The sequence below is a fragment of the Loigolactobacillus jiayinensis genome, from assembly GCF_003946445.1.
Classification (GTDB): Bacteria; Bacillota; Bacilli; order Lactobacillales; family Lactobacillaceae; genus Loigolactobacillus; species Loigolactobacillus jiayinensis.
Genome location: NZ_RHOF01000029.1, coordinates 17,008 through 40,337, shown reverse-complemented (window position 1 = coordinate 40,337; position 23,330 = coordinate 17,008). Strand labels below are relative to the sequence as shown.

Genomic DNA, 23,330 nt, shown 5'->3' with positions numbered 1-23,330 from the left:
TGTGGAAAGTTACAGTGTTTATGATTCGGAAGGTAATTTTATTGATGATTTCGAAGATTATGATACCGCTGAAAAGTATGCAAATGCTTTGGTTGATAGCGGCGGACTTGATCAGGATTACGAAATTATTGAGATGAAAAACAGAGCTTGAGAAAGGTGATTAAAATGGCACAAAAAACCCATCGAAAAAGGATTTATGCGTTTTATCGCGGCGAGGAATATATCTGTGATGGAACCGCTGAAGAATTGGCACAAAAGGCTGGATTAGATTTAGCCACAATTAAAAATTATGCAACGTCACAGCACCGCAAATGGCTTAAAACACATGGATCAGATGAGTCAATTTCTATAGAGCCGATTGGTTGGACTGAAAGAAAGAAAAAAGCGGCCAAAGAACAAAAGAATAATCTTGTTGATATTCGTGAGACCGAGCTTCAAAAATATATTATGAATGTCCTGCTACCAAACAGCATGGACGGCTACACCGGACCCGGCCAAATAGCGGCAGACGAAATCAAAATTATTGAATCGGCAGAGGTATTTCCACATGAGCTCATCTATCTAAGCCCACTAGCCACAACCATTGTTAACAACGAGCAGGAGTTTAGAGACATGGTCACGCGTGGATTTGAGTGGCTAGCAGCCAACAAAAACTAAATTTAAGGACGTGAAATATATGAGTTTAATTGTCGGTCTGGCGCTATTAATTGCAGTATTGAGTATTCTTTTTTACATGACTGCAAAAACAGTAGGTGTTCTGGAAGCGTTAGGCGTTTGGGCCGCGGCCATAGTTTTAACAGCCATGTTGGCTGCGGGTGTAGTTCTTGTTTTTGGGAAGTAAAAACAATATTTAGGAGTTGATTTAGATGAAAGTTAGAATCACAACAGTTGATGACGACCAAGGCTGGTTAGATAGTGTGGGAATTAATTATAAAGTCAACGATGTTGTAGAAATGAGCAGGACTGAATTTGACCGACTAAATCGTTATGCCGCTAATATCAACAACGAAGTTTGCGGACCAGCAATTAGTGTAGAAGACGTTACCACGTTACAAGAAAATGGTGCCGAAGCAATTGAATTGATGAAACGTTTTGACAATAAAAACTAGCTTTCCAAAGGAGGAGTTAATGCATTTGAAAAGAAAGCAAAAGGTTAAATATCGAATTAATAAATCAGAATGGGAGCACTTAATGGTGGTGCACGCCGCCGAAGAGTTTCCTGATTTATTTGGTCAGCCAATCGCACCCACTAGAAAACGATGGCGGCGGTTGTGTCGGTTGGCTAGGATGAGTGGTTATTTCACAAAAGGCAACAAACACTTTGACGTTAAAAGTTAAATTTATGGAGGATTAATCATGAGTTATTTACAAAAATACAAGGAACAATTTGAAGAAAACAGCGATATTTTAGATAGAGCATACGGAGAAGTTGTCGATCCAGACCCAGGACAATTAATCATGGACTTAATGAGCGCGCTTGATAGCACGGATTCTATTGCTAAACAAATGGCAACTAAATTAGACCAAGTTAAAAGCTAACTTTAGGGAGGAATAAAAAATGAAAAATACAATAACAAACGCTGACATAGAAGCACTTATGAACCGATCCGAAATTAAAACTGAAACAGTTTTTGATAAAGTCACAGTGGTTTCATTAAAATTACCATCCGGTTTTGTCATTACAGAAGCATCAGGGTCTGTTGATCCAGCTAATTATGATGCGGACATGGGTAAACAGATTTGCTTGGATCGAATCACTGATAAAATCTGGGAGCTTGAGGGCTACCGGCTACAGGCGGAATTACACGATAAAAAGTAATTTTTGGTAACAAAAAAGTCCCCACTTTGGACACATTGCTAAGAGGTGTGTGGGGTGCTGTTATGTTCATTATAACATTTAATTTTACGGAGGCAGTTTTGATGGAGCAAAAAAATTGTGAATGCTGTCATATTGACGGAAGTGGCTGCGGAGCGTTATTTAATCACAGCAATAGTGGATTCAGAGTTTCCCTTGACGAGAATTATGATCTATACGTTGATTTTGAAATTGATGACGATTGTGTGCCGTTTGATTATATGAAAATTAACTATTGCCCAATTTGCGGCCGTAAATTACACGATAAAAAGTAATTTTAAGTAGCTGCTATTTTTCACCGCTACTTTTGAATGGAGGTGACGCCGTGGCAGAGTCATTAGCTAAAAAAAGTCGTGGCCATAAAGTCATCATTGATGGTTACACTTTCGACAGTAAAAAAGAAGCTGACTTTTACAGCAAGTTTGTTCGAGAAAGTGGATTGATTTTTGAAGTTCATCCGCGTTTTGAAATCATGAAATCATTTGTAACCAACGGCGGCAAGAAAATACCACATGTTGTCTACACGCCAGATATTGTCATTTATGATGACACCGGCCAGATAATTCACGTGTTCGATGTTAAGAATGGTTTTACCAGTTACGCCATTGATGCAGCGGCTAAACTCAGATTTAAGTTATTTACGATGAGATATCAGCGTTATGTGGAGTGTGTAGTTGTAAGAGCACATGATTTTAAAACTAATGCTTATTTATATGAGCCGATGAAAACAGTTCATATTCGCGCAACAATAAATTATTAGAGGCGATTATTTTGAGCCATGAACAAATTACTTTCAAAAAATATTTAGAACGAATCTTTGAAGATCACAACGAAAACATTATTCGGACGATTATTTATTGTAATGGCAACCCAGATAAAATGCACTATGAAGAACGGCGCGCATATGAAACATTGACTAGTCGTGAAATTAATCAAGTTGTTAACGAAATTACTTTACCATTTTAATTTAAGGAGAGATTTATTATGACGGAAATCAAAGATAATAGTATTGCGGTTCCGGCGGTATTAGCTGATGTGCACCCAACAAATAAGGGAATTACTAAGCTTAGTCTTGAAGTTGACACGCCTATTTTAGGGCCGAATATTGTGGCACTAGCGGCACAAATTAATAGCATGGTTGGTTTAACCATCACGCCAAAACAAACTGAATTAAATACTGATGATAGCGAAGACGCCAATCCGAATCAGACTGAATTGATCGATGGCGACAAGCAATGAAGAAAAAGAAGATGCTGGCTGAAATTGTTGATCTGAATAATCGAATAGCTGATAAAAATATAGCACTAGCTTTAACTAATCAGATTATTCAAGAGTTGAGCAAAAGTGAAGTAGATTCTTGCCGAAGCTGCCAATTGCGTAGAATCATTAAGATTACAGCTGCTGGTGTTAGTAAATAAAAAACCGCACAATGGCGGCCATCTCTTAAGCTATTAACAACTCAATTATATCATAAGGGTGGCTGGATTGATGGAACTATTACCAATTGACGAAGAAAAAACACGTGAAGCAGCAGAAAAAATCCTATCAAAATATAGACAAAAACGCGGCTTTGCTAACATGCCAGTCAATCCAGCAATTACATCTGCTTGGAGCGATGGCACGGCGGCATCAACCGCTGAAAAAGAATTTTATGCGCAACAGTTCGTCGAACAGCGCGAAGCTGGAAAAAGCTATATTGAGTTTGTTGATCGAGCAATTGAATCGTTGCCGCGACAAACACACCGTGATCTGTTACGTGCTCGTTTTTGTGATGGTGCCGAAAGTGATCATCCTGATTTTACTGCCATGATTCGTTTGGATATTTCGTCATCCAAGTATTTCCGCGTTAAAGCACAATCATTGCTGGCAGTTGCTCAGTACTTACACTGCATAATTGTGGGATATAAATGGGAGTAAATCGGGACAAAAATGGGAGTACATTAGGAGTGCCAACGTGTTAAATTAGTATTATCAGATAAGTTAGTTTAAGGATGTCGTTAACCAAAATCTAAAAAAAATTCAGTTCAATCGCAAGCTTTAAACTAACTTATTAGGAGCGTCCAGAAATGGGCGTTCTTTTTACATATTGAAAGGCGGTGCCGGCATGAGAATTACTGACTATGGTACAGTCTCATGCTGGTATGAACGTAATTTGCTAGCCAAGATTGACCGTGAAATCAAACATAAACAGCAAGTAACCAAGCGGAGCCAAACCGCACAGCTAAAGAAAAACAAATCGAGGTGTGGTGATATGTAATGAGTCGGAAATTAACACCAAAATATATTGGAGTGATAGCAATGTCAAGAGTGAGACGCTGTAGACAGCCTGGCTGCCATGCAATGGTTGAGTTACCAGATCATTATTGCAAGCAGCACTATGAGCACGAAGCAGAGTACTTAGCTAGCAGGCAGCGTTGGGCGAGGTCACACGAAAAGCAGTACTCACACAAGTACAATACAGTCACACGTAAGCGCAGCGATGGCAAGCAACAGCAGTATAACTTCTATCGGACAAGACAGTGGGCGCACCTAAGGCAACAAGTGTTAGAACGTGACCATTACTTGTGTCAGTACTGTAAGCTGCAAGGCAAGTTGACACCAGCCAAGACAGTTGATCACATTGTTCCGATTGAGTTCGACAGCAGACTTAAAGCAAACGCTGATAACTTAGCCGTGATCTGTGGTGCTTGCCATCGTATCAAAACGGACTGGGAACAACTAACCTATGGCATAGGACAAGGCAACGAGCTTAAACAAGTAACACCAATCAGTGACACGGCAGCAGTAGTTGCATTGATGATTAAACAATAATGAAGTTGACTTAAAAGCTAAAATTAAGCGTTCTAAGAAGCGATAATCAATTTGAGTATAGTTAGTCGTAAGTAAGCTTAAAATTCAATAGCCCCCCTTAAAATTGATTTCAGCAGAGCGCACACATTACCCTCGTCTCTTGGCAGAAACCAATTTTTAATAATTTTATCCTAGGGGGGTCAATCAATTTAAAGGAGGTGACAATTTTGGTCAAAAAGGCCGACAAAGATATCAATCGCGGGAAATTATCACGAACGCCACCCGATTATTTAGGCCGCCAAGCCAAAATAGCCTGGCGCAAAATTGTCCCTTTTTTAGAAGAACAAGCAAATGTGAAACGACCGGACAGTGCCTTGGTCGAAATGTACGCCACCCAGTACGAAATTTATCGGAACGCATACAAACATATACGAGATCATCATGAAGTTCAAGCAATTTATAAAACCGTGCAAAATGCGGCAGGTGAAAAAATTGGAACTGATTTTGTCGGTTATAAGCGTAATCCGATGACCTCCATTTATGATTCAGCAATTAAGAACCTGGCAAAAGTTGGTTCTGAGCTTGGATTGTCACCCAAAAGTCGCGCTGAATTAATGGAAATTATCCCAGAGGAAAAGAAAAGCGATGGCTCGGTTGCCGATCAATTAAAGGAGTTCTTTGCTAATGAAAATTGACCTAACCCAAACACGTGATGTGCTGGGCGCTTATCAGGCAATTGATTTTTCTACAACTCGTGAACAATATCAGGATATTGGAACCAAATATGCCTTTGATGTTTTAGACGAAAAAGTGGTTACCGGCTATTTTATTAAGCTAGCAGCTTTTCGCCACTTACGTGATTTACAGCGGCAAGGTAGTCCAGACTTTCCGTATTCCTATAGTGTTCCTGATGCGAATAAGATTTTGAAGTTCGCTAAGATTTGTCCCGACGTTGATACTGGAAAGCCAAGTAAATTAATGCCATGGGAAAATTTTGTGTTAGCTCAATTATTTGGTTGGCGCAATAATTTAGGCGGCAAGCGTTTTGCCCGTGCTATCGTTTCGGTTGCCCGTGCACAAGGTAAAACTTATTTAATGGCGATCGTTACCGTTTATAGTTTTTTGATCGAATCAATGGGGCTTTCTAACCAAGATTACTTGGTGGCTTCAATCAATTTTAAACAGACTAGTAAACTACTGGGCTACGTTAAATCAATGCTACGCAAGATTTTAGATATCGAACCGTTTAAATCATATGCGGTACAAAACGGATTAAATTCTAAATTGCTGAGCTCGCAAAGCGACCAGATTATTATGACTAAGGTCAATAATGTTTTGCGAGCAATCAGCCATGAATCTGGTCAGTATGATAGTTTCCATTTTAAAACGGCTGTCTTTGACGAAATTGGTGAACTGAAAACACGGCAGAAAATATCTAAGATTATCTCTGGCCAAGTCGATGTAGAGAATCATCAATTTATCCAGATATCCACTGCTTATCCAGACCCGTCGGTGCCGTTTCATGATGACGAAAAAATGATGCAGCAAACCATGGAACAGGATTTTGACCGCAAAGCTGACGATTATTTGTGCTTGATCTGGTGTCAAGATTCGCTTGACGAAACCTATAAACCGGAAACTTGGATAAAATCTAATCCGCTACTAGGACTGAAAAATAAGTCTAGTCAATTGCTTGCAGGCTTAACTGGCAAACGAGATAGCGATAGTATGACCGGCGAGCTTAATGACTTTCAGAACAAAAATTTAAATCTCTGGCTACAAGAAGCTACAAACTCATACTTAAAACTTGCTGATATTGAGCGGGCTATTGTGCCAGACTTTGAAATTGAAAACCGTCAAGTTTATATCGGTTACGATTACTCCATGTTTTCCGACAATACTGCGATCGGGTTCGCTTTTCCATATAATGATCCGATCACAGGCAAGCGAATGTGGCATTTACGACAGCACTCTTTTATTCCGTGGCAAAAGGCAGGCTCAATTGATGCTAAGGAAAAACAAGATGGCATTAATTATCGGGAGCTAGCGGCTAAAGGATTTTGCACGATTACTAGTCACCCACAAGGATTAATCAATGATGATCAAGTTTATCAGTGGCTATTAAATTTTGTTGATGATCACAGCTTGGACGTTTTATTTTTTGGCTATGATTCGTGGGGTGCAACCAATGTGACTAAACAACTTGAATTGAATGTGCAATGGCCAATCGAAGATATTCGGCAACGCACCAGCGAGCTGAAAGACCCGACAAAGTTTTTGCAATCGGCTTTTGTCGAAAGCTCAATCAGTCGGTTAGACGATCGAATTATGGAAAAGGCCTTAATCAATGCGCAAATCTATGAAGACAAGATCGGAATTCAAGTTGACAAAGCAGCGGCAACTCTAAAAATTGATGTGGTTGATGCCTTGATTGATGCACTTTATCAGGGAATGTACCATTTTGAAGATTTTGCTGACGTTAATAACCCAGCGAAACAAGTCGAACGAATGAGCGATCAAGAAGTACTGGACTGGTTTAAAAATCCAGATTCTGGGTTACTAGATGAAGGCGGTGGTGATGATGATTGGTAGAAAATTATTAAATAACGTTAAGCACAAGCTTGTCAGCGTTGTTGACGGGCTTTTTTATTTGGCCGCGATCGTTTTACTGGACGTCACCGTCTACTGCGCAAGTTGGTTTTGGGGTGGTATCGTCACAGCAATTTCGTTGGCCGTTATGGGTTGGTTGGCGGAAATTATTTATTTCAGTAAAGGGGGTGGTAGTTGATGCCGCTATTTAATCCGCATAATTTTCGCAATTCGTTATCAGTTGGCGGCCAAGATATCGCGTTTAGCGATCCAAGTATTATTAATTCTTTAAATCCGGGCGGTGAGAATCATTATGTTTCTGCTACTAGAGCCTTACACAATTCTGATTTATATAGTGTTATCTCAACAATTAGCGGCGACTTAGCCAGTTCTAAATTAGTTGCCGATAAGCCACAGATTCAGAGCTTCTTAGACAATCCAAGCGCAACGACTAATGGCCATGCCTTTTGGCAGGCTATGTTTAGTCAGTTGTTAATTGCTGGTGAGTCTTTTGCCTATATCTGGCGCAACCGTAACGGAATGTTACAGCGATTAGAGTATTTGCGACCTTCGCAAGTCAGCACTTTTCTTCAAAATGATGGAAACGGCTTACTCTACACCGTGGCTTTTGATGAGCCAAATGAAGGTGTTAAGGAGTATGAGCCACAGGATAACATGCTGCATTTCCGCTTATTGAGTAATTCTGGTGGCATGGTCGGAATCAGTCCACTAAATGCATTGCACAGTGAACTGGAAATCAAGAAGCAGTCTAATCGTTTAACCCTCGCGGCTTTGGCAAAATCTATTCTAGCGCCTGGTGTTTTAAAGGAAACGAAGGGCGGTTTGCTTGATGCTAAGAAAAAGGCGGCGCGATCACGTCAATTTATGCAGCAAGTCAGTCATTCAAATGGTGGTCCAATTGTCATTGATGATTTGGAAGAATGGACACCGCTTGAAATTAAAAGCGATATTGCCGGGTTATTGTCGCAGACCGATTGGACCTCAAAGCAAATTGCTAAGGTCTATGGTATTCCGGACAGTTATTTAAACGGTCAAGGCGATCAACAGTCGTCTCTACCTATGATTCAAGGGATGTATGCCAACGCCTTAAATCGTTACGCGCAGGCAATTGTTTCCGAACTTAATAACAAATTAATTGCGCGTATCAGCACTAACCTACGGCCGGCAATTGATGCAAATGGGGACACTTACGCAAATCAGATTGCTAACCTTAAGAAAAATGGTGTGGTTGATACTGGCCAAGCACTCTGGATTTTAAAGGAAACTGGCTATTTTAGTGATGATATGCCAGATGCAGCACCAGTAACCACATTGCCAGCGAAAGGAGGTGATCCAGATGACCAAAATCGTGATCCCAATCAAAAGTGATGTGATTGATAACAATACCGCTGATTTTTATGATTTTTTCGGGATGACTAATTACGTTAGCCCAAAAAAGGTTGGCGATCAGCTAGCTAAAGTTCAAACCGGCGATACCGTTGAATTACAGATTGCTTCTAATGGTGGTGACGTGTTCGCCGCTTCGGAAATCTATACGCAACTTAAGTCAAGCACAGCTAAAGTTTCTGCAGTAATTCAGGGCTTGGCGGCTAGTGCCGCATCTGTAATTGCCGTTGCGGCTGATGATGTAAAAATTTCGCCGACTGCGCAAATCATGATTCACAAGGCATGGTCAACCATGCAAGGCAATGCAGAAGATTTGGCCCACGAATCACAGGTGTTAAGTGGGATTGATGAATCGATTGCGAACGCGTATGAGGCTAAAACTGGCATGAAAAACAGTGACTTGCTTAATTTAATGAGTAAAGAAACTTGGCTTGGCGCCAATGACGCTGTCAAATACGGTTTCGCTGATTCTATTTTGACTTTTGACGAAAAAGAGCCAGAGAAACAGCAACAAGCGTTGCAAGCCTTTGCCGGTGCCGGTACTGTTGTGCCAAAGCAAGCAGTGACGAAATGGCAAGCACTAATGGCATCAATTACTGCTAATAAGGCAGCACCACAAAATGATAACAAAATCACTAGTCAGCATGATCTCCGTGATCAGAAGCTGGCTATTTTGTTTGGCAAAAAATGAGGAGGAAAGCTAAATGTTCGTTAAAAATGAAAATATCAATAAGCTAAATCAGGCATGGATTGCTAAAGGGCAAGAGGTGTCTGATTTGGGCGATAAATTGGCCGCTGCCGCTTTAGACGACGGTTTTAAAGTAGAAGATTACAAGGATTTGAAAGAAAAACATGACACTGCCGCGGCGCAACGTGATGCTTTGAAGGAACAGTTGGAGACTGCTCAAGCCAGTGCGGCCAATCAGTCTAATGAACCAAAACCAGTTAACCCTAGCAAAAATTATGAGAGTAAGAAAACCCAATTTATCAAAGACTTTAAGGCCATGATCAAGGGCGACCCTAAAGTAGTGAACATGGTGACGTCCTCAACCGACGCGAACGGTGATGCCATTGGCTTAACTATTCCGGACGACATTCAGACAACAATTCACACTTTAGTGCGGCAATATGACGCTTTAGAGCAATACGTTAACCGTGAAGCAACTTCAATGCCAAATGGTTCCCGTGTTTATGAAAAATGGACTGACGTTACTCCATTAACTAATCTTGATGACGAAACGGCCAAAATTGGTGATAACGACGATCCTCGTTTGCATACGATCAAGTACTTAATTCACCGTTATGCGGGAATCACAACTATTACAAATACGTTATTAAAAGACACCGCCGAAAACATCATCACGTGGTTATCACAATGGATTGCCAAGAAAGTTGTTGTCACTCGCAATGCAGCAATTTTGAAAGTATTTAATGCCGCCAAGCAAGTGCCATTGACGAAATTTGATGACATTAAGGATTTAGAGTTGACCAAACTCGACCCTGCATTGCTGACGACTTCTAGCTTTATCACTAACCAAAGTGGTTTAGGCGTTTTGGCTAAGATTAAGAACGCAATGGGCGGTTATTTATTACAGCGTGATCCAACCCAACCAGAGCAATGGACAATCGGTGGCAAGGTTGTCCATGTTGTCGGTGATCGCTGGATGCCAGATGTTAACACCGGCACAGCCAACGCGCCAGTTAACGAGCACCCACTCTATTTCGGTGACTCTAAACAATTTGCTACGCTGTTTGATCGCGAACAAATGAGCTTGCTGACCACTAACATTGGTGGTGGTGCTTTTGAAAACGACAGCACTAAAATTCGGGTTATTGATCGCTTTGATGTTCAACAAGCTGATGATGAAGCCATGGTTATGGGCACATTCACAACGATTGCCGATCAACCCGGTAATTTGGTAGCAGCGTCAAAATAGCAGCGCCGTCTGGAAGTGACGATGGCACGTCAACATCAGCCAGCAATCCAGTAACTGGTTTATTAGCCAGTCAGAAAACGTTAAGTGAAGCAGTTGGCGCAATTAAGACCGTGACGGTTACAGCTGATCCAGCTGACGCCGATAATGCTACAGCAATTGTTTCAGCAACTACAGCGGCATCTAGTGATGACAAGATTGCTACTGTTAAAGTTAATAGCGCTGGTGGTTTTGATATCACTGGCATTGCAGCTGGTTCTGTAACTGTCACATTTACTAGTGGCACTTTCAAGGCTTCGGTTGCTGTAACTATTACAGCAGCAAGCTAGGTGGTGATTTAAATGGCAACAAATAATGATTCGGCAGCCATGCTCACTTTAGATAATTTAAAATTATCGCTAAGAATTGACAGCACCGCTGATGACACTTTGCTCAAAGGCTATTTAGCAGCCGCACAAAGCTATGTTAAATCGGCGATCGGCACAGAATTATATGGTTTCTATGAAGATGCCAGTGTGGTTGATTTATTTAATACTGCGGTTTTGGCACTAGCATCCACTTATTACACCTACCGTGCGTCCTTATCAGCCATTGCCGCGTTGCCAGTTGACTTAACAGTCAATTCGATTGTTGGCCAGTTACGTGGGCTTTATGCAGAGAAAAGTGAGGCGACTAGCGATGACCAAGGCAATTAATCCATCGCGAATGTGTTTGCGATTAGAATTCGGCACAGAATCTGCAACTGATGTCATTAATCAAAATACGGGTGAGCCTATTCAAGGCTTTGTCCCACAATTTACACTGTGGGCAGGGCAATGGACACTGTCACTGGAGCAGTCACTCAGTTTAGCCGGTATGGCCGCTAAAAATGTGGCTGTATTCTTTATCCGCCACAATTTGGAAGTTGAAGAAGGCATGTTACTGAGAAAAGATGGCAAGCAAGTTTATCAGATTGACAATGTTAATTTTGATGATGGTCTGCCACCAGACGGTTACGACTTGATCACTTGTCATAAATGGGAGGTAAATCATGGCTAGCAAAATCGGCAATGAAGAAAGCTTTGATATGATTTTAGATAATTTAGCTAAAGGAATTGGACCAGCTGAAAAACTAGCAGCTAACCTTGCCGGTGCTGAAATTTTTATCCAAACGATGAAGCCCAAAATTCCGGAAAGCGATCACTTGCGTAAAGGTGAAAAACGCCATTTGCGTGATTCACTTGTTAAAGATGAAAAAGAAAATGGCGCGGTAGTTGTCGGCTTTACCGCTGATGAAAATAAAGGCTATATCGGTCGCTTTCAAAATGATGGCTGGACGCCTAAAGATAAAGCCGGTAAAACCTATCCGCGTGTTTCTGGTGCTCATTTTTGGGAAGCCACTCAGCGTGAGGCCAAAGGCAAAGTGCAAGCGGCTGTGGCTGCAGCATTAAAAGCTGAACTAGCTAAAAAGGCTGGTGGTGGCAAATGACTTCAGCAAGCTATGTCAAAAGTATTTTAGTTAGCGAAATTAAACAATTACCAAAATTAAGTGTGGAGCATATCCACGCTTTTTCTATTGGCAACGATTCTAACACCGACGATCCAATTTTGCTGATTACAGAATTGCCTGATTACAGTCAAAACTACGGCAACGGTCAACCGATCAGCACTAAAAAGCAAGCACAGATTGAGTTTTATTATCCCAAAGATTATCAGGGGGACATGGAAGCAATCGAAACTGCGGTAAAGTGGCGGTTATTAAATCACGGCTTGTACTGCAACAGTGACGTCGGTCACGTACTTACGCCGGACACACAAAATATTGAAAATACACTGAAGTTTATTTACACAAAGGAGGAAATTTAACATGGCAGCAATTGGTTTAAAAATGTTATATACCGGATTAAAAGCAGCTGATGGTTCAGCTGTATTGGATGTGGATCAAGGCCTTAGTGCCACTGGTGTTTATGCCCTTGATACAGATAAATCAAAAGGAAATTTAGGTACAAAGTCTGCTAACATCACTGGCTTGTCTGGTACACCGACAAAGATCACGGGTAACAATGAGGTGGTAGACGTGTCTAATCCACCATCAGCACCTTCTGTAGCAGTCGATTCTAATTTAATTAATTACTTGGTCAAAGAAAAAATTCTAGGTCGAGTTTCAAATGGAAAAGGCGGCTATATTGATGCTGATACGCCCGTTGAATGTGGGTTAATTGTAGAATCTCAATCGCCAATTACGTATAAGCCAATTTATTTTTGTTTTGGTCGTGGAGTTTTTAATGAAACTGCACAGAACGTCCAAACAAATACTGATACTGCTGAAACGCGTGAAGATGATAATTTAACATTTACGGCGCTTAATTATGCACCATTTAGCGGTAAACCGTATGCAGTCTTCCACTCAGATGACCCTAAATTTGATAAAAAAGCAATGTTCGATGAAGTATTTCCTGGTCAAACTTATGTTACTGCTGATAACACTGGTGCCACTGGCACAACTACTCCAACTGGTAGTGGTGATACAACTTCAACCCACGCTTAAAAAATTGAATTAAAGTCGCCAAAGAAATTAACAATACCTGACGGGGCGGCTGCTGAAAGGGTGCTTTTAAATGGCTAAGTTCGTTGAATTTAATGGTGAAATAATTGGGATCCCAGATAAGAGTTTTAAGATTATTGATTCTTCAAAAAATGTAAAAAAAACTGCTAAACATTACCAAACATTGATCAGTAAATTTAGTACAGGTGATGATGATGACGACATTGCAGAACTAGTTGGGAATCAACCAATGATGACGGAAGAAATTGCTAACAAAATTGCTGATATTGCAGATCTAACAGCAAAAGAAAAAGCCAATTTAGCGGACCAATCATACAGTGATCAGTATGCTATTTTTAATGATTTTTTGACTAAGTTTTTAGGTATCAAATTGCCGTCTTTAGATGATGACGACGAAACGGAATCAGAGGCAGAAACAGACCCAAAATTGCCAGAAGAAGATTAGCATGGCAACTTAACAATTTTGTGGAAGACATTGATTATATGGCACAGAATTTTTTAGAACAGGGTATTTTGCCACAACAATTTTATGATAGCTCATACAGTGATATGCAGGACGCATTGAACGCAAAATCACGTAAAGACCGTATTCAGGACCCGTTCGAGGTGGCTAGGCAAGCGGGATTAATTTAGAAAGGGGGAAATTAAATGGAAAAAATTCAGGGCTATCAATTTGCGATTGATTTAGATGACGGTGGCATGGCTCGCTCATTGAAAACTTTGCGTGACGAAGCCAAACTTTTAAAATCAGCAATGCAGTCTAACTTTACTGAAGTTAAATCTGGCGAAGGTGTGATGGCCGCCTATGCCCAAAAGGTTAAAGATGCGGGTAAGGCAATTGATGCACAAAACTTAGTCATTGATAAATTGCGTGAAAAGCAAAATGGGCTAGATCAATCAACTGAAAAAGGTCGGCAATCATATATTAAATATGAAAACCAGATCGAATCTGCTAAACGGTCAATCTCTAATTTGCAGGCTCAGCAAGAGCGGGCAACAAAGTCATTAGATCTGCAGCGTTCTGGTGTGCTGAAATTAAAAGAAGCAACCGAGTTAGAAGAACGCTCTGTTAAAAGCAATGTGTCTGTTTTAGAAGCTCAAGGTCGAAATTATGAAGCTCAAAAAGTAAAACTTACTGGGTTAGTCAGCGTTCATGAACGTATGAAAGCCCAATTAACCGCCGAGAAAGCTCGTATGTCAGAGTTATCTAGTAAGTATGGAGCAGCTTCCACGGACGCAAGAGAACAATCTATCCGTGTTAGTGATTTGACTGCTAAATATAAATTAAATGAGTCAGCGATAAAAAAAGTTAATCACTCAGTTGGCGGAATTTCAACAGCTGGTGCAAAAGCACGTGACAGTGTTTCGCTTGCGAGTACAAAAATGAAGTCTAGTTTAAGCAGTATTAAAAGTGGGGCTGTTGTTGCCGCTGGTAGTGTTGCTCTAATTGGTGCTGCGGCACTATCTGGTGCAAAAAAAGCGTCGACCCTACAAAACAGTTATACTCAGACAAATAATTTACTTGTAACCGGCGGAGAAAAAGCTGCTGAGGCTACAAAAAATGTTTCAAAAATGCAAGCTGATGGCGAAAAATATTCAATTAAATACGGTAAATCTCAAAAATCAATTGCAGATCAATATCAAGAATTAGTAAAACGTGGTTACACATCAAAAGAAGCTCTGGGCGCAATGCGTTCGGAGCTTCAGGCGTCTGTAGCCAGCGGTGATGATTTTAGTGATGTTGTCAAAGTTGCAAGTCAAACAGTCGATGCTTTCGGTATGCGGACAAATAACACCGCTAAAATGACTAAAAACACAAAATCTGTGGTCAATGAATTGGCTTACTCAGCTGATATGACAGCAACTAGTTTTAGTGATTTGGGCAAAGGTATGGAGTATGTTGGCGATTCAAGCCATAGTGCCGGGATTAAATTGTCTACGACTAGTGCGGCCTTAGGCATTTTATCCAATCACGGTTTAGAGGCTGATAAGGCCGGTACTGGGTTACGAAAAGTTATTAACAGTTTAACCACTTCCGTTAAATCTATTGACAGTAAAAGCAACATGCTCAATAAATTAGGTATTAAAAAATCCGATATTGAAGATGCCAACGGTAATTTAAAAGATTTATCTACTGTTATGGGCGTGGTCAATTCAAAAACTAAAGATTTGGGTACAGGGGAGAAAAACGCTGTATTTCAGAGTCTATTTGGAACTACTGGACAACAAGCTGGGCTCATTCTTGCCCAAAATAATGATGAACTAGACAAGCTGGCTGATAAAGTTCAAAAAGCTGGAGATAAAGGCAGCTACGTTCAACAACTTGCAGACAAAAATAGTCAGACAGCGCAAATGTCTGAGAAGCGATTTAAGCAAGCATGGTCTGATTTAACGATTATGTTTGGGTCTAAACTACTTCCATACATGACTGATGCAGCAGATCGTTTGACTAAATTATTTGGTGAAAAAGGCTTTCGCAAGGATATTGAAGCTACTGCGGAGAAAGCCGGTAAAGTTGCAGGTAACATTGAAAAAATAGGTGTATTCGCAGCGACACATTATAAAGATATTGAACGAATTGGCATCGCACTGGGTGCCATCTGGGCGATTAATAAGATGGCGAAATTTAAGAGTTCGCTTGTTGAACTTGGTGCAATTCAATCTCGTGAGACTAAACGGATAGCCGCTGAAACTGAATTGGTTGGAACCCAGACTGCCGCTTATGAAGCTAACGCAAAGGCTAAAATGGCTGCTTCTGAAGTTGGTGGTACTGGTACAAATGTCACTTCCACAGCTGGAAAAGTTGAAAGCACTGCAACTGAAGTTAGTAGTACTGCTGTCAATGGTGCCGGATTAGCTGGTGATGCCGAAAAGGCTGTTACTAAAAGTGGCAGTAAGTGGAATTTATTAGGCAAATCATTGGGTGGGCGCTTGATCAACGGAGCTGGTCTAGCACTTACTGCTTGGGACGCCGGCTCATCAATTGCTAAGGCTATCGGCTCAGGCAAAGCTCAGGATAAATACAAGGCTGTTGGAAAAACAGCTGGTACTGTAATTGGCGGTGCCATTGGTGCTATCGGCGGGCCAACCGGCGTCATGATTGGCGCTAGTATTGGTGACCAATTAGGCAGCACTAAAACTGCACAAAATATTGCTAAGGGATTAGCTAAGGCTTTTAAACAAGCAAAAATACCAAAAATTAAAGTTGAAGCTGAAAGTTCTAAAAAAGCTTACGCTCAGCTGACGGCTGAAGCCAAAAAATATTACTCAGCTAAGCAAAAGCAGGACAAGGCAGATATTGCTTTGCTCTATAAAAATGGTGATTTAACCAAAGCTGAATATCAGAAACGATTGAAAGCAATTGGCGATGAAGGTAAGCAGGCTTCAAAGCTTGAAAAGTTATCGCAAGCCGATCGCAATGCCATCACTAAATATTATGCTCAATCAAGAGCCAAGCTAGAGACAACTTGGAATAAAAAGATTGCTGCTGATAAAAAGAAATGGGATAACCAAATCTTAAAAGACACCGCTAAATATGGTGCCAATTCCGAAAAAGTTCAAAAAGATCAGGCTAAAAAAGCAGCGGCAATTAAAACTGATGAAAACAAAAAGTCTAAAGCACTTGATCAGCAAAAATTAAAATTTTCTACTCAGACTACAGTTAAAGAAGCTAAGCTTTATACCACTTTAAATGGGAAAGTTCAGCAGGCATCAAATAAACAAGAAGCAATTATTAAAAAGCTTAATGCTGATAAGGGGAAGCTGAGTAATAAGCAGTTACAGACCGCGGTAAACACTGCTGAAAAGGAATATAAGCAGACGGTCAATCTTGCTAATCAGGAATATAACAAGCGAGTTTCTGCAGCTAATAATACTCATGATAAAGTAGTTAAAGCTGCCGAGCGACAATTGGGTGACGTCCGTAATGCTGCTAATAAACAGTATAAGGACACCGTTTCTGCAGCTAATAATCAGTACAAAGGTAATAGCAAGTGGGCCGAACAGCAGCGTGCCGATGTTAAAAAGAAAGCTGAACAGCAACGCGATTCAACAATTAAGTCCGCAGAAGAGCAAGCAAATAAGATTGAACAACATGCGGAAGATCAACGTAAACAGGTGGTTGACAAGGCCGAAAAACAGCGAAGCAATGCCGTTGATAAATCAAAAAGACAGCGTGATGATGTTAACGCTGCGGCCGAAAGTCAGTCTAAAGGCGTCGTAAAGCATGCTACTAACCAAGCAAATAGTTCGATGGAAGCCAACAAGAAGCAAGGTGAAGGCACTCATAGTATTTGGAAATCTATCGCTAGTTTCTTCAATGGATTGACCAAGCCCTTCGGCGTTAAAGCCATTGATGCTGGTTCTTCTAGTTTTGCCTATACACGGGCAACATCTGGAGCCTATGCAACTGGTGGCGGAATTACTAAAGCTAGCAGAGCGCTAGTTGGTGAAGCTGGTGTGGAACTTAAATATCAGCCATGGTCTGGAACCGTTGATTTAATTGGTGCACATGGCCCAGAATTTATCGATGTTAGACCTGGCGATCAGATTTTAAATGCTCAGGATACCCAAAAAGTTTTAGCAGGGAATTATGGACGAAATCTACCTGGTTATGCCAAGGGAACGACTGGCATAGCTGAATTTTTAAGCAAAATTAAAAGTGGTGCTTCTGATGTATTTGACGATGTTTCTGACGCGGCTAGTGATGCTTTAAGCAAAATCACTAACCCCAAAAAAACACTAGAAGATTTAGCTGCAAAAACTTTTAACATTAATAGTATTTCTGGTGTTGGGAGCATGCAGCGGGGCGCGTCAAAGGGAATGGTTGATAAATCGATTGATGGAATTGCTAATGCTCTAAGCAAGCTGGTTAAGGCATCTGGTGATTTTGGTTCAGCTAGCAATCCTAGTGGTAGTGGCGTTAGCCGCTGGAAATCAACGATTAAAAAAGCTGCCGCTAAGATGAAGGTCAACCTGACTTCTGCCGGAATGGCCGCCATTTTAAAACGAATCACGCAAGAATCTAATGGTAGTGCGACAATTCAAAACAATACTGATTCAAATGCGGCTAAAGGAACACCTTCTAAAGGGTTATTGCAATATATACAGCCAACATTAAGCGCCTGGGTTCCAAAAGGTGTTAAAGCAGTTTTAAAAAGCGGTTATACTCAGCTTTTAGCGATGTTTAATGATTCTAACTGGCTGGCAGATATAAGCGTATCTGGAGGCTGGGGTCCAACTGGTCATAAGCGGATGGCAAATGGTGGAATTGTTGGACAACACCAAATGGTTGAAATGGCCGAGGGCAACATGCCAGAAGCAGTTGTACCCCTTGATTTGTCTAAACGATCCCGCGCTTATCAAGTAATGCAGCAGTCTCTTGACTATTTCAAGGGCCAAGACGGTGCTAATAATGTGGTCACTAGCTCTTCTGACGGCAGCACTAAACAATTGCAAGCTGTTATCGCTGGCTTAACTAGCCTTAACAACTCATTATCACAATTACTGGGTGTCAATGTGGCACAAGTCAAGGCTATTCAGCAATCTGCTTTTAGCAAGGATCAATTATATCGGCAACAAGCTCGTGATCAAGGTTATAAAACTAGTCAGTCATTGCGTTAGGAGGTGTAGAGATTTATGGGAAAGCCAAAACTATATGTTAAGGCTGGCAATGATGCCGAAATTGAGGTGTCAGCTGTCATTAATGGATTGGAGTTCTTAGGAGATTCAACATCTCCAAATATATTGAACACTTATCAGCAAAACACCGGTGTAGATGGACAAATATTAGTTGCTTCAAATTTTGATAAAAGCACAGTTAACGCGAACTTTCATTTACGATTTGGTAGTTATTATGATTTAAAATTAGCAAAACATGAAATATATCGCTTATTTAGTAGCCGAAAATCAATTAGGATTAGAACTGATGCAGAGCCAGCGATAGTTAAATATGTTATGGCGACACCATTCGATATTGCACCAACAGAGGATTATTCGCATGATAGTTTATTTACGATTCCTTTCGACAATCCTAGTGGATACAAATATTCATTAGCAAGAAGCGATGAAATTGATACAAATAATAAATTAATTCAAATGGGGATGTATCTACCTTCTGATAAGGATTGCCCTTATCATTTCACGACAACTAATTTTCAAGTATATAACCCAAGTGATATTGCGATTGAACCTTATGAGCAACGACATGATTTTAGAATTGAAGCTTCGTTTAATGGCAACTCTTTAAAAATAACTAATACTACGAATGACACAACGTGGGCTTATAACAAGCCTGCAGTGAAATCAGATAAGATTATTTTAAATGGTGTGAATACCACGCTTAACGGCAATCCAGCAAGCGTTAATACAGATTACGGCAATATCACTCTGAACACTGGGTGGAATTCAATATCAGTTACCGGCGCGACTGATGTTGATATTAATTTTAGTTTCCCGTTTATTTACATTGGATAAAGTCCTTGTAAAGGGCCTGAATAGCGCCGACAAAGAGCTGTTGAATTGCATTTTATTCAACAGCTTTCAGGCTCAGTGGGAACAAAACAGCACTTATCAAGTGCAATTTACGGCTTGGGATAATCACAGTGAAGCATACGAAATGCTAGATGTTGAAGCTAGCATCTTTTTTGACGGTCAAGAATATATCGTTAAAACCAATGAGCCTGATATTGTTGGCGGAATCGAAACTAAACAAATCACTTGTATGCATGTTTATAACGAAGTGAGCCGAATTCGGCAACGGAACGTTAATGCTGGTGACAAAACGTATAGCGTGACAGACGTGCTCGATTTTTATTTTAAGGGCAACACGTACGGTTTTACTTATCAGGTTAACGGTACTTTTGACAAGCAGGTGATCACTGATTTGGGCAACAGCAGTGGTAAGGATTGTTTGAGCAAAATTCTTGGAACGTGGCCGGATGCGGTGATCTTTCCTGACAATAAAATTATTCGAGTATATTCAGGCGAAGCATTTAAGCAAAACTTAGGCGGCCGTTTAGATTATCCGAATAATTCTAACGAAGTGAAGATTACGAATGATAGTCAAGCCTTGGTTAATCAAGTTAAGGCGTATGGCAAGGAAAAGGACACCGGAACCGATAGTGGTGCGGTTAGCTATTACTTTAACCCAATCACAGTATCCGACGATGATTCGATTAAAAAATGGGGGTTGCATATCGGTGACGATATTTCAGACGATCGTTTTACGAGTGCAGTATCTATGGAAGCTTATGCCAAGTCCCGATTGCAGCCCAATCCAGCGCTAACGATTGAAGTAATCGCTAGTGCGAACGTCAAACCAATTGCTGGTGAAGTGAGACGGCTTGAAATACGGCCTAAATCATTTGTAACAGATGTACAGGTAATGAGCTACACCTGGTACCCATTTGACCCAACTCAAGGAACGGATATTATTTTGAATAACACGGAGCAAACAATTTTGGATTATCAGCGTAGTATGACAACGAAAATTAATCAGGCAGTTAGTAACGTTAAAAATAAGACAAGCGTATTTGCACCGAATATTTTGCTTGGCGAGAAAGTGGGTGAGGTCGGTGGCGATTGATATTATTCCGCTGCTTTACCCAAATCAGCAACAATTTTATCCGGAAGTAGCGCCCGAAGCGGTCACGGGGCTAGACAGCCATCTATCAGTTTGGGCGACTGCTAATGGCGCTTTGATTTATAACACCGTCAAGGACTTGATTGGCACAATATCCGGACAATCAGGTGCGGACGGCAAGTCAGCCTATGAGTTGGCTGTTGTTGATGGATTTAGCGGCACAGAAGCCGAATGGCTAGCAAGCCTTAAAGGACCAACCGGAGCCACTGGGCCACAGGGACCGACCGGTAAGGATGCAGTTAGTCAGATTATAGACGGCGGCAACAGTACAACCAATGGGCGTGCAGTAAACAGCCCACCATCGTATTACCAGACAAATTACCCAGCAAAAGAAGTTCGTGAGTTCAAACAGACGGATAATGTTGGGGTAACACTGGTAAGTGGTCAAACGTCTACTTATGGTATTTTGAGTACACGTGTGCCAGGTACGGATACTGGATTCGGTCGACCAAGACAAACATTTGAGCCAACATTATCGGCTCGACCACTGACTTATGTGCGTATTGGCATCTCTGATACAGCTTGGTCAGATTGGGAATTAGTTACAACATGGTAGGAGGCGAGTAGATGAGTAATGCGATCACACTGGCACGGTTGCCAGATGATGTTGAGCCGGTTTTGTTAAGTAACACCTATCAAAACGGCGTCACTATTTTTAAGTCGATCAGCGAGCTTTATCAAGACCTTGATGGTCTTTTTGATTTTGGCGCACCGACGCTACCGGCTATTACTCAGTGTCCAAGCAATTATCTCAACCGAGCGGCTTATCTATGGCTTAATCAACTGTTTAATCAGCTACAGGATGTGCTTAATGACTTAATTAGTCGATTTAACAGCTATGGCATTGTTGGTGCACCTAATTACACTGATACACCACAAATCAACTTGTGGCAGCCAAAAACACTTGGATTTGCTGATTACAAAATTAATATCAACAACAATTGGCAGTCGATCGAGGATAAGCTCAACGGCTGCTATTTATATATCGCACCGTATTTAAAGGAAGGAGTGAGCTAGTTGGCAGTAAACACTTATATCCAATTAGACTTAGTTAAACCGGCACCAACTGCAATCGATCTAAGCGGCAATTTTAATGGCCGTGTTGCCGATGCTCAAAGTTATCTTAAGCTTTGGATCACAAGCAATGGGATGCCTAAAGATTTGACTGGTATGACAGTCTATTTTGCTGGTATCGATCCAGATGGTATTGCTAAGAAAATTTATGGTACAGCCCAGGCAGATCAGCCTGGTGACAATTTGCAGACTGGTCGCATCACATTTTATTTTCCAGCTGGCACTTTTAGTGTGCAAGGTGACTGGGATTCCGAGAGCACATATTTTGGAGTTACAGATGCTGATGGCACTGTGATTTCGACAGTCAATGTTCGCTTGAATGTATTGGCGAATAAGGTCGACATGGGAATTAATTCAAAGCCGTTTTATACCGATCTAGAAAAAGTCATCGTTGATGGTCAAGCTAAAATTCAGGCAGCGCTAGCTACAGTTATCGATCCGACATCAGCACTTAATACTGGTATCGCAGCTGCACAAAAGATGTTGAGTGCAATTCAAACACAGATCAAGGCTAGCGATTACGTTGATACAACCACTTTTAATAATCTTCAAAATCAGCTTAAAACGCTTGATAAACGCAACACAAATAGTAATCCGATAGATTATATCAAATCAAATCCGGCTGGTTTTGTACGCGAGATCAATAATGCGGCAAATATCGGTATTACGGCCGACATGATTCCATCTGGTGTATCGCTCGGTGTCGTTATCGTCGACACTGATGTACCGTGGACGGATAACACTTTGGGCTGGCCGACACAAACAGCTAAATTCACGCAATCATCAAGACCAGTCGTGTTAATGCGCAAAGGCACCGCAGACACAGTGTGGAGTGCTTGGGAGCTTGTAACGACATGGTAAAATTTATGGAGGTAATTTTATGATTAAAAACATGCAAAAATTGTGTGGGGGGCTAGAAACCCATTCTGCTAACGGGTTTCTAGCACCTTTCAAAATTGGAGGTGCTGTTTAATGGCTGATTACAAAATGACAAATGGCATGAATGGTTGGATGGCAAAATATAATCAATTTGTCAAAGATCAAACGCTAGAAATTAGTGCATGGACTGATGCTGGTATTAGTTTTATTAATGGATATACGGGCAACACCAGCGACATGCCTAACACGCTTAAATATCGCACCATCACTTTTGGTGGCGTATTAATTGCAACGGAATTTGCAGGTTATGTTAAACATCCTGCTTTGACCAGTGGTCAAGGTGTGGTTGAGATTTGTAAGCTTCCAAGCGCGATAATGAAGTCCGCATTTACCAAAAACTTAAGTGCTATTGGATATATCTCGACTGGACAATATACGATATTTAGTTTGGACACGACCGATTATGCGTTAGCAGTCAATATTTGGGGCTTAACAGAAAACTTAGCGGCTGGAGGAGTTTTCCAGGTTAACGCGACTTTTGAATGGTAATTGATTATATTGCTCCGCTCTGATGCTTGAGAGGACAGCAATTATCCGTGGTGCTTTTACCGTAGA

36 protein-coding genes are annotated in these 23,330 nt (G+C 41.0%); all 36 read left to right on the top strand.

The window, feature by feature from the left end:
• Window position 1: 1 nt before the first annotated feature.
• The 36 genes from EKM80_RS14895 to EKM80_RS08425 all read left to right on the top strand — a co-directional run bounded on the left by EKM80_RS14895 (window position 2) and on the right by EKM80_RS08425 (window position 23,264).
• A complete protein-coding gene (locus tag EKM80_RS14895) occupies window positions 2–151 on the top strand; it encodes a hypothetical protein (protein ID WP_164509539.1) in 150 nt (49 codons plus the stop codon).
• 14 nt (window positions 152–165) lie between these two features.
• On the top strand, window positions 166–657 hold the full coding sequence (locus EKM80_RS14980; protein ID WP_191985945.1) for a hypothetical protein: 492 nt from the start codon (window positions 166–168) through the stop codon (window positions 655–657).
• A 19-nt stretch (window positions 658–676) separates the two neighbouring features.
• Entirely contained in the window at window positions 677–841 is a 165-nt protein-coding gene (locus EKM80_RS14890; protein ID WP_164509538.1) for a hypothetical protein, read from the top strand.
• 25 nt (window positions 842–866) lie between these two features.
• Window positions 867–1,109 carry a hypothetical protein gene (locus EKM80_RS08575; protein WP_125552704.1) on the top strand — a complete coding sequence of 81 codons (243 nt, stop codon included), beginning with the start codon at window positions 867–869 and terminating at the stop codon, window positions 1,107–1,109.
• 19 nt (window positions 1,110–1,128) lie between these two features.
• Complete coding sequence (locus EKM80_RS08570; protein WP_125552703.1) at window positions 1,129–1,338, top strand: hypothetical protein; 210 nt, start codon at window positions 1,129–1,131, stop codon at window positions 1,336–1,338.
• A gap of 18 nt (window positions 1,339–1,356) precedes the next feature.
• On the top strand, window positions 1,357–1,539 hold the full coding sequence (locus tag EKM80_RS08565) for a hypothetical protein (RefSeq protein ID WP_125552702.1): 183 nt from the start codon (window positions 1,357–1,359) through the stop codon (window positions 1,537–1,539).
• 19 nt (window positions 1,540–1,558) lie between these two features.
• Window positions 1,559–1,819, top strand: a complete 261-nt coding sequence (locus EKM80_RS08560) for a Gp49 family protein (protein ID WP_125552701.1) — start codon at window positions 1,559–1,561, stop codon at window positions 1,817–1,819.
• Window positions 1,820–1,920: 101 nt separating this feature from the next.
• On the top strand, window positions 1,921–2,130 hold the full coding sequence (locus tag EKM80_RS08555; protein ID WP_125552700.1) for a hypothetical protein: 210 nt from the start codon (window positions 1,921–1,923) through the stop codon (window positions 2,128–2,130).
• 50 nt (window positions 2,131–2,180) lie between these two features.
• Window positions 2,181–2,615, top strand: a complete 435-nt coding sequence (locus EKM80_RS08550) for a DUF1064 domain-containing protein (protein ID WP_164509537.1) — start codon at window positions 2,181–2,183, stop codon at window positions 2,613–2,615.
• An 11-nt stretch (window positions 2,616–2,626) separates the two neighbouring features.
• A complete protein-coding gene (locus EKM80_RS08545; RefSeq protein ID WP_125552698.1) occupies window positions 2,627–2,821 on the top strand; it encodes a hypothetical protein in 195 nt (64 codons plus the stop codon).
• A gap of 18 nt (window positions 2,822–2,839) precedes the next feature.
• Window positions 2,840–3,094, top strand: coding sequence for a hypothetical protein (locus tag EKM80_RS08540; RefSeq protein WP_125552697.1), 255 nt, complete (start codon window positions 2,840–2,842; stop codon window positions 3,092–3,094).
• Window positions 3,091–3,273 (top strand): hypothetical protein, encoded by a 183-nt coding sequence (locus tag EKM80_RS08535; protein ID WP_125552696.1) that lies wholly within the window; start codon window positions 3,091–3,093, stop codon window positions 3,271–3,273. The genes EKM80_RS08540 and EKM80_RS08535 overlap by 4 nt, the downstream gene beginning before the upstream one ends.
• Before the next feature lie 70 nt (window positions 3,274–3,343).
• On the top strand, window positions 3,344–3,772 hold the full coding sequence (locus EKM80_RS08530) for a transcriptional regulator (RefSeq protein ID WP_125552695.1): 429 nt from the start codon (window positions 3,344–3,346) through the stop codon (window positions 3,770–3,772).
• 187 nt (window positions 3,773–3,959) lie between these two features.
• On the top strand, window positions 3,960–4,112 hold the full coding sequence (locus EKM80_RS14885; RefSeq protein ID WP_164509536.1) for a hypothetical protein: 153 nt from the start codon (window positions 3,960–3,962) through the stop codon (window positions 4,110–4,112).
• Window positions 4,113–4,153: 41 nt separating this feature from the next.
• On the top strand, window positions 4,154–4,666 hold the full coding sequence (locus EKM80_RS08525; RefSeq protein WP_164509535.1) for an HNH endonuclease: 513 nt from the start codon (window positions 4,154–4,156) through the stop codon (window positions 4,664–4,666).
• Between the two features lie 206 nt (window positions 4,667–4,872).
• On the top strand, window positions 4,873–5,340 hold the full coding sequence (locus EKM80_RS08520) for a phage terminase small subunit P27 family (RefSeq protein ID WP_125552694.1): 468 nt from the start codon (window positions 4,873–4,875) through the stop codon (window positions 5,338–5,340).
• Window positions 5,330–7,237 carry a terminase large subunit gene (locus EKM80_RS08515; protein ID WP_125552693.1) on the top strand — a complete coding sequence of 636 codons (1,908 nt, stop codon included), beginning with the start codon at window positions 5,330–5,332 and terminating at the stop codon, window positions 7,235–7,237. Before EKM80_RS08520 ends, EKM80_RS08515 begins: the two co-directional genes overlap by 11 nt.
• Window positions 7,224–7,433 carry a DUF1056 family protein gene (locus EKM80_RS08510; protein WP_164509534.1) on the top strand — a complete coding sequence of 70 codons (210 nt, stop codon included), beginning with the start codon at window positions 7,224–7,226 and terminating at the stop codon, window positions 7,431–7,433. Before EKM80_RS08515 ends, EKM80_RS08510 begins: the two co-directional genes overlap by 14 nt.
• A complete protein-coding gene (locus tag EKM80_RS08505; RefSeq protein ID WP_125552691.1) occupies window positions 7,433–8,623 on the top strand; it encodes a phage portal protein in 1,191 nt (396 codons plus the stop codon). The genes EKM80_RS08510 and EKM80_RS08505 overlap by 1 nt, the downstream gene beginning before the upstream one ends.
• Complete coding sequence (locus EKM80_RS08500) at window positions 8,592–9,332, top strand: head maturation protease, ClpP-related (RefSeq protein ID WP_125552690.1); 741 nt, start codon at window positions 8,592–8,594, stop codon at window positions 9,330–9,332. Before EKM80_RS08505 ends, EKM80_RS08500 begins: the two co-directional genes overlap by 32 nt.
• A 13-nt stretch (window positions 9,333–9,345) precedes the next feature.
• Complete coding sequence (locus tag EKM80_RS08495; RefSeq protein ID WP_125552689.1) at window positions 9,346–10,578, top strand: phage major capsid protein; 1,233 nt, start codon at window positions 9,346–9,348, stop codon at window positions 10,576–10,578.
• Window positions 10,575–10,904, top strand: coding sequence for an Ig-like domain-containing protein (locus EKM80_RS08490; RefSeq protein WP_125552688.1), 330 nt, complete (start codon window positions 10,575–10,577; stop codon window positions 10,902–10,904). Before EKM80_RS08495 ends, EKM80_RS08490 begins: the two co-directional genes overlap by 4 nt.
• Before the next feature lie 12 nt (window positions 10,905–10,916).
• Window positions 10,917–11,270 carry a head-tail connector protein gene (locus EKM80_RS08485; protein WP_225418845.1) on the top strand — a complete coding sequence of 118 codons (354 nt, stop codon included), beginning with the start codon at window positions 10,917–10,919 and terminating at the stop codon, window positions 11,268–11,270.
• Window positions 11,254–11,613 (top strand): phage head closure protein, encoded by a 360-nt coding sequence (locus EKM80_RS08480; RefSeq protein WP_125552687.1) that lies wholly within the window; start codon window positions 11,254–11,256, stop codon window positions 11,611–11,613. The genes EKM80_RS08485 and EKM80_RS08480 overlap by 17 nt, the downstream gene beginning before the upstream one ends.
• Window positions 11,606–12,043, top strand: coding sequence for a phage tail protein (locus EKM80_RS08475; RefSeq protein ID WP_125552686.1), 438 nt, complete (start codon window positions 11,606–11,608; stop codon window positions 12,041–12,043). Before EKM80_RS08480 ends, EKM80_RS08475 begins: the two co-directional genes overlap by 8 nt.
• The gene (locus EKM80_RS08470; protein ID WP_125552685.1) at window positions 12,040–12,420 is read left to right on the top strand and encodes a DUF806 family protein; all 381 of its coding nucleotides are present in this window, start codon (window positions 12,040–12,042) and stop codon (window positions 12,418–12,420) included. The genes EKM80_RS08475 and EKM80_RS08470 overlap by 4 nt, the downstream gene beginning before the upstream one ends.
• Window position 12,421: 1 nt before the next feature.
• Window positions 12,422–13,102: a phage tail protein gene (locus EKM80_RS08465; protein ID WP_125552684.1), complete on the top strand. Its 681-nt coding sequence runs from the start codon at window positions 12,422–12,424 to the stop codon at window positions 13,100–13,102.
• A 70-nt stretch (window positions 13,103–13,172) separates the two neighbouring features.
• Window positions 13,173–13,565, top strand: coding sequence for a hypothetical protein (locus EKM80_RS08460; protein WP_125552683.1), 393 nt, complete (start codon window positions 13,173–13,175; stop codon window positions 13,563–13,565).
• A gap of 38 nt (window positions 13,566–13,603) precedes the next feature.
• The gene (locus tag EKM80_RS14880) at window positions 13,604–13,753 is read left to right on the top strand and encodes a hypothetical protein (protein ID WP_164509533.1); all 150 of its coding nucleotides are present in this window, start codon (window positions 13,604–13,606) and stop codon (window positions 13,751–13,753) included.
• Between the two features lie 15 nt (window positions 13,754–13,768).
• The gene (locus EKM80_RS08455) at window positions 13,769–18,742 is read left to right on the top strand and encodes a phage tail tape measure protein (protein ID WP_125552682.1); all 4,974 of its coding nucleotides are present in this window, start codon (window positions 13,769–13,771) and stop codon (window positions 18,740–18,742) included.
• Window positions 18,743–18,757: 15 nt separating this feature from the next.
• A complete protein-coding gene (locus EKM80_RS08450; protein WP_125552681.1) occupies window positions 18,758–19,594 on the top strand; it encodes a phage tail domain-containing protein in 837 nt (278 codons plus the stop codon).
• Window positions 19,551–20,705 carry a phage tail protein gene (locus tag EKM80_RS08445; protein ID WP_125552680.1) on the top strand — a complete coding sequence of 385 codons (1,155 nt, stop codon included), beginning with the start codon at window positions 19,551–19,553 and terminating at the stop codon, window positions 20,703–20,705. The genes EKM80_RS08450 and EKM80_RS08445 overlap by 44 nt, the downstream gene beginning before the upstream one ends.
• Window positions 20,695–21,318 (top strand): hypothetical protein, encoded by a 624-nt coding sequence (locus EKM80_RS14875; protein ID WP_164509530.1) that lies wholly within the window; start codon window positions 20,695–20,697, stop codon window positions 21,316–21,318. Before EKM80_RS08445 ends, EKM80_RS14875 begins: the two co-directional genes overlap by 11 nt.
• A gap of 11 nt (window positions 21,319–21,329) precedes the next feature.
• Window positions 21,330–21,779 (top strand): hypothetical protein, encoded by a 450-nt coding sequence (locus tag EKM80_RS08435; RefSeq protein WP_125552679.1) that lies wholly within the window; start codon window positions 21,330–21,332, stop codon window positions 21,777–21,779.
• Window positions 21,780–22,697, top strand: a complete 918-nt coding sequence (locus EKM80_RS08430) for a BppU family phage baseplate upper protein (RefSeq protein WP_125552678.1) — start codon at window positions 21,780–21,782, stop codon at window positions 22,695–22,697.
• A gap of 111 nt (window positions 22,698–22,808) precedes the next feature.
• A complete protein-coding gene (locus EKM80_RS08425; RefSeq protein ID WP_125552677.1) occupies window positions 22,809–23,264 on the top strand; it encodes a hypothetical protein in 456 nt (151 codons plus the stop codon).
• Window positions 23,265–23,330 lie beyond the last annotated feature (66 nt).

What these genes read in the sequence shown, in the direction of transcription:
- EKM80_RS14980 (WP_191985945.1), top strand. Translation starts at nt 166, where the DNA reads ATGGCACAAAAAACCCATCGAAAAAGGATTTATGCGTTTTATCGCGGC.
- EKM80_RS14890 (WP_164509538.1), top strand. Translation starts at nt 677, where the DNA reads ATGAGTTTAATTGTCGGTCTGGCGCTATTAATTGCAGTATTGAGTATT.
- EKM80_RS08575 (WP_125552704.1), top strand. Translation starts at nt 867, where the DNA reads ATGAAAGTTAGAATCACAACAGTTGATGACGACCAAGGCTGGTTAGAT.
- EKM80_RS08570 (WP_125552703.1), top strand. Translation starts at nt 1,129, where the DNA reads ATGCATTTGAAAAGAAAGCAAAAGGTTAAATATCGAATTAATAAATCA.
- EKM80_RS08565 (WP_125552702.1), top strand. Translation starts at nt 1,357, where the DNA reads ATGAGTTATTTACAAAAATACAAGGAACAATTTGAAGAAAACAGCGAT.
- EKM80_RS08560 (WP_125552701.1), top strand. Translation starts at nt 1,559, where the DNA reads ATGAAAAATACAATAACAAACGCTGACATAGAAGCACTTATGAACCGA.
- EKM80_RS08555 (WP_125552700.1), top strand. Translation starts at nt 1,921, where the DNA reads ATGGAGCAAAAAAATTGTGAATGCTGTCATATTGACGGAAGTGGCTGC.
- EKM80_RS08540 (WP_125552697.1), top strand. Translation starts at nt 2,840, where the DNA reads ATGACGGAAATCAAAGATAATAGTATTGCGGTTCCGGCGGTATTAGCT.
- EKM80_RS08535 (WP_125552696.1), top strand. Translation starts at nt 3,091, where the DNA reads ATGAAGAAAAAGAAGATGCTGGCTGAAATTGTTGATCTGAATAATCGA.
- EKM80_RS08530 (WP_125552695.1), top strand. Translation starts at nt 3,344, where the DNA reads ATGGAACTATTACCAATTGACGAAGAAAAAACACGTGAAGCAGCAGAA.
- EKM80_RS14885 (WP_164509536.1), top strand. Translation starts at nt 3,960, where the DNA reads ATGAGAATTACTGACTATGGTACAGTCTCATGCTGGTATGAACGTAAT.
- EKM80_RS08525 (WP_164509535.1), top strand. Translation starts at nt 4,154, where the DNA reads ATGTCAAGAGTGAGACGCTGTAGACAGCCTGGCTGCCATGCAATGGTT.
- EKM80_RS08515 (WP_125552693.1), top strand. Translation starts at nt 5,330, where the DNA reads ATGAAAATTGACCTAACCCAAACACGTGATGTGCTGGGCGCTTATCAG.
- EKM80_RS08510 (WP_164509534.1), top strand. Translation starts at nt 7,224, where the DNA reads ATGATGATTGGTAGAAAATTATTAAATAACGTTAAGCACAAGCTTGTC.
- EKM80_RS08505 (WP_125552691.1), top strand. Translation starts at nt 7,433, where the DNA reads ATGCCGCTATTTAATCCGCATAATTTTCGCAATTCGTTATCAGTTGGC.
- EKM80_RS08500 (WP_125552690.1), top strand. Translation starts at nt 8,592, where the DNA reads ATGACCAAAATCGTGATCCCAATCAAAAGTGATGTGATTGATAACAAT.
- EKM80_RS08495 (WP_125552689.1), top strand. Translation starts at nt 9,346, where the DNA reads ATGTTCGTTAAAAATGAAAATATCAATAAGCTAAATCAGGCATGGATT.
- EKM80_RS08485 (WP_225418845.1), top strand. Translation starts at nt 10,917, where the DNA reads ATGGCAACAAATAATGATTCGGCAGCCATGCTCACTTTAGATAATTTA.
- EKM80_RS08480 (WP_125552687.1), top strand. Translation starts at nt 11,254, where the DNA reads ATGACCAAGGCAATTAATCCATCGCGAATGTGTTTGCGATTAGAATTC.
- EKM80_RS08475 (WP_125552686.1), top strand. Translation starts at nt 11,606, where the DNA reads ATGGCTAGCAAAATCGGCAATGAAGAAAGCTTTGATATGATTTTAGAT.
- EKM80_RS08470 (WP_125552685.1), top strand. Translation starts at nt 12,040, where the DNA reads ATGACTTCAGCAAGCTATGTCAAAAGTATTTTAGTTAGCGAAATTAAA.
- EKM80_RS08465 (WP_125552684.1), top strand. Translation starts at nt 12,422, where the DNA reads ATGGCAGCAATTGGTTTAAAAATGTTATATACCGGATTAAAAGCAGCT.
- EKM80_RS08460 (WP_125552683.1), top strand. Translation starts at nt 13,173, where the DNA reads ATGGCTAAGTTCGTTGAATTTAATGGTGAAATAATTGGGATCCCAGAT.
- EKM80_RS14880 (WP_164509533.1), top strand. Translation starts at nt 13,604, where the DNA reads ATGGCACAGAATTTTTTAGAACAGGGTATTTTGCCACAACAATTTTAT.
- EKM80_RS08455 (WP_125552682.1), top strand. Translation starts at nt 13,769, where the DNA reads ATGGAAAAAATTCAGGGCTATCAATTTGCGATTGATTTAGATGACGGT.
- EKM80_RS08450 (WP_125552681.1), top strand. Translation starts at nt 18,758, where the DNA reads ATGGGAAAGCCAAAACTATATGTTAAGGCTGGCAATGATGCCGAAATT.
- EKM80_RS08445 (WP_125552680.1), top strand. Translation starts at nt 19,551, where the DNA reads ATGTTGATATTAATTTTAGTTTCCCGTTTATTTACATTGGATAAAGTC.
- EKM80_RS08435 (WP_125552679.1), top strand. Translation starts at nt 21,330, where the DNA reads ATGAGTAATGCGATCACACTGGCACGGTTGCCAGATGATGTTGAGCCG.
- EKM80_RS08425 (WP_125552677.1), top strand. Translation starts at nt 22,809, where the DNA reads ATGGCTGATTACAAAATGACAAATGGCATGAATGGTTGGATGGCAAAA.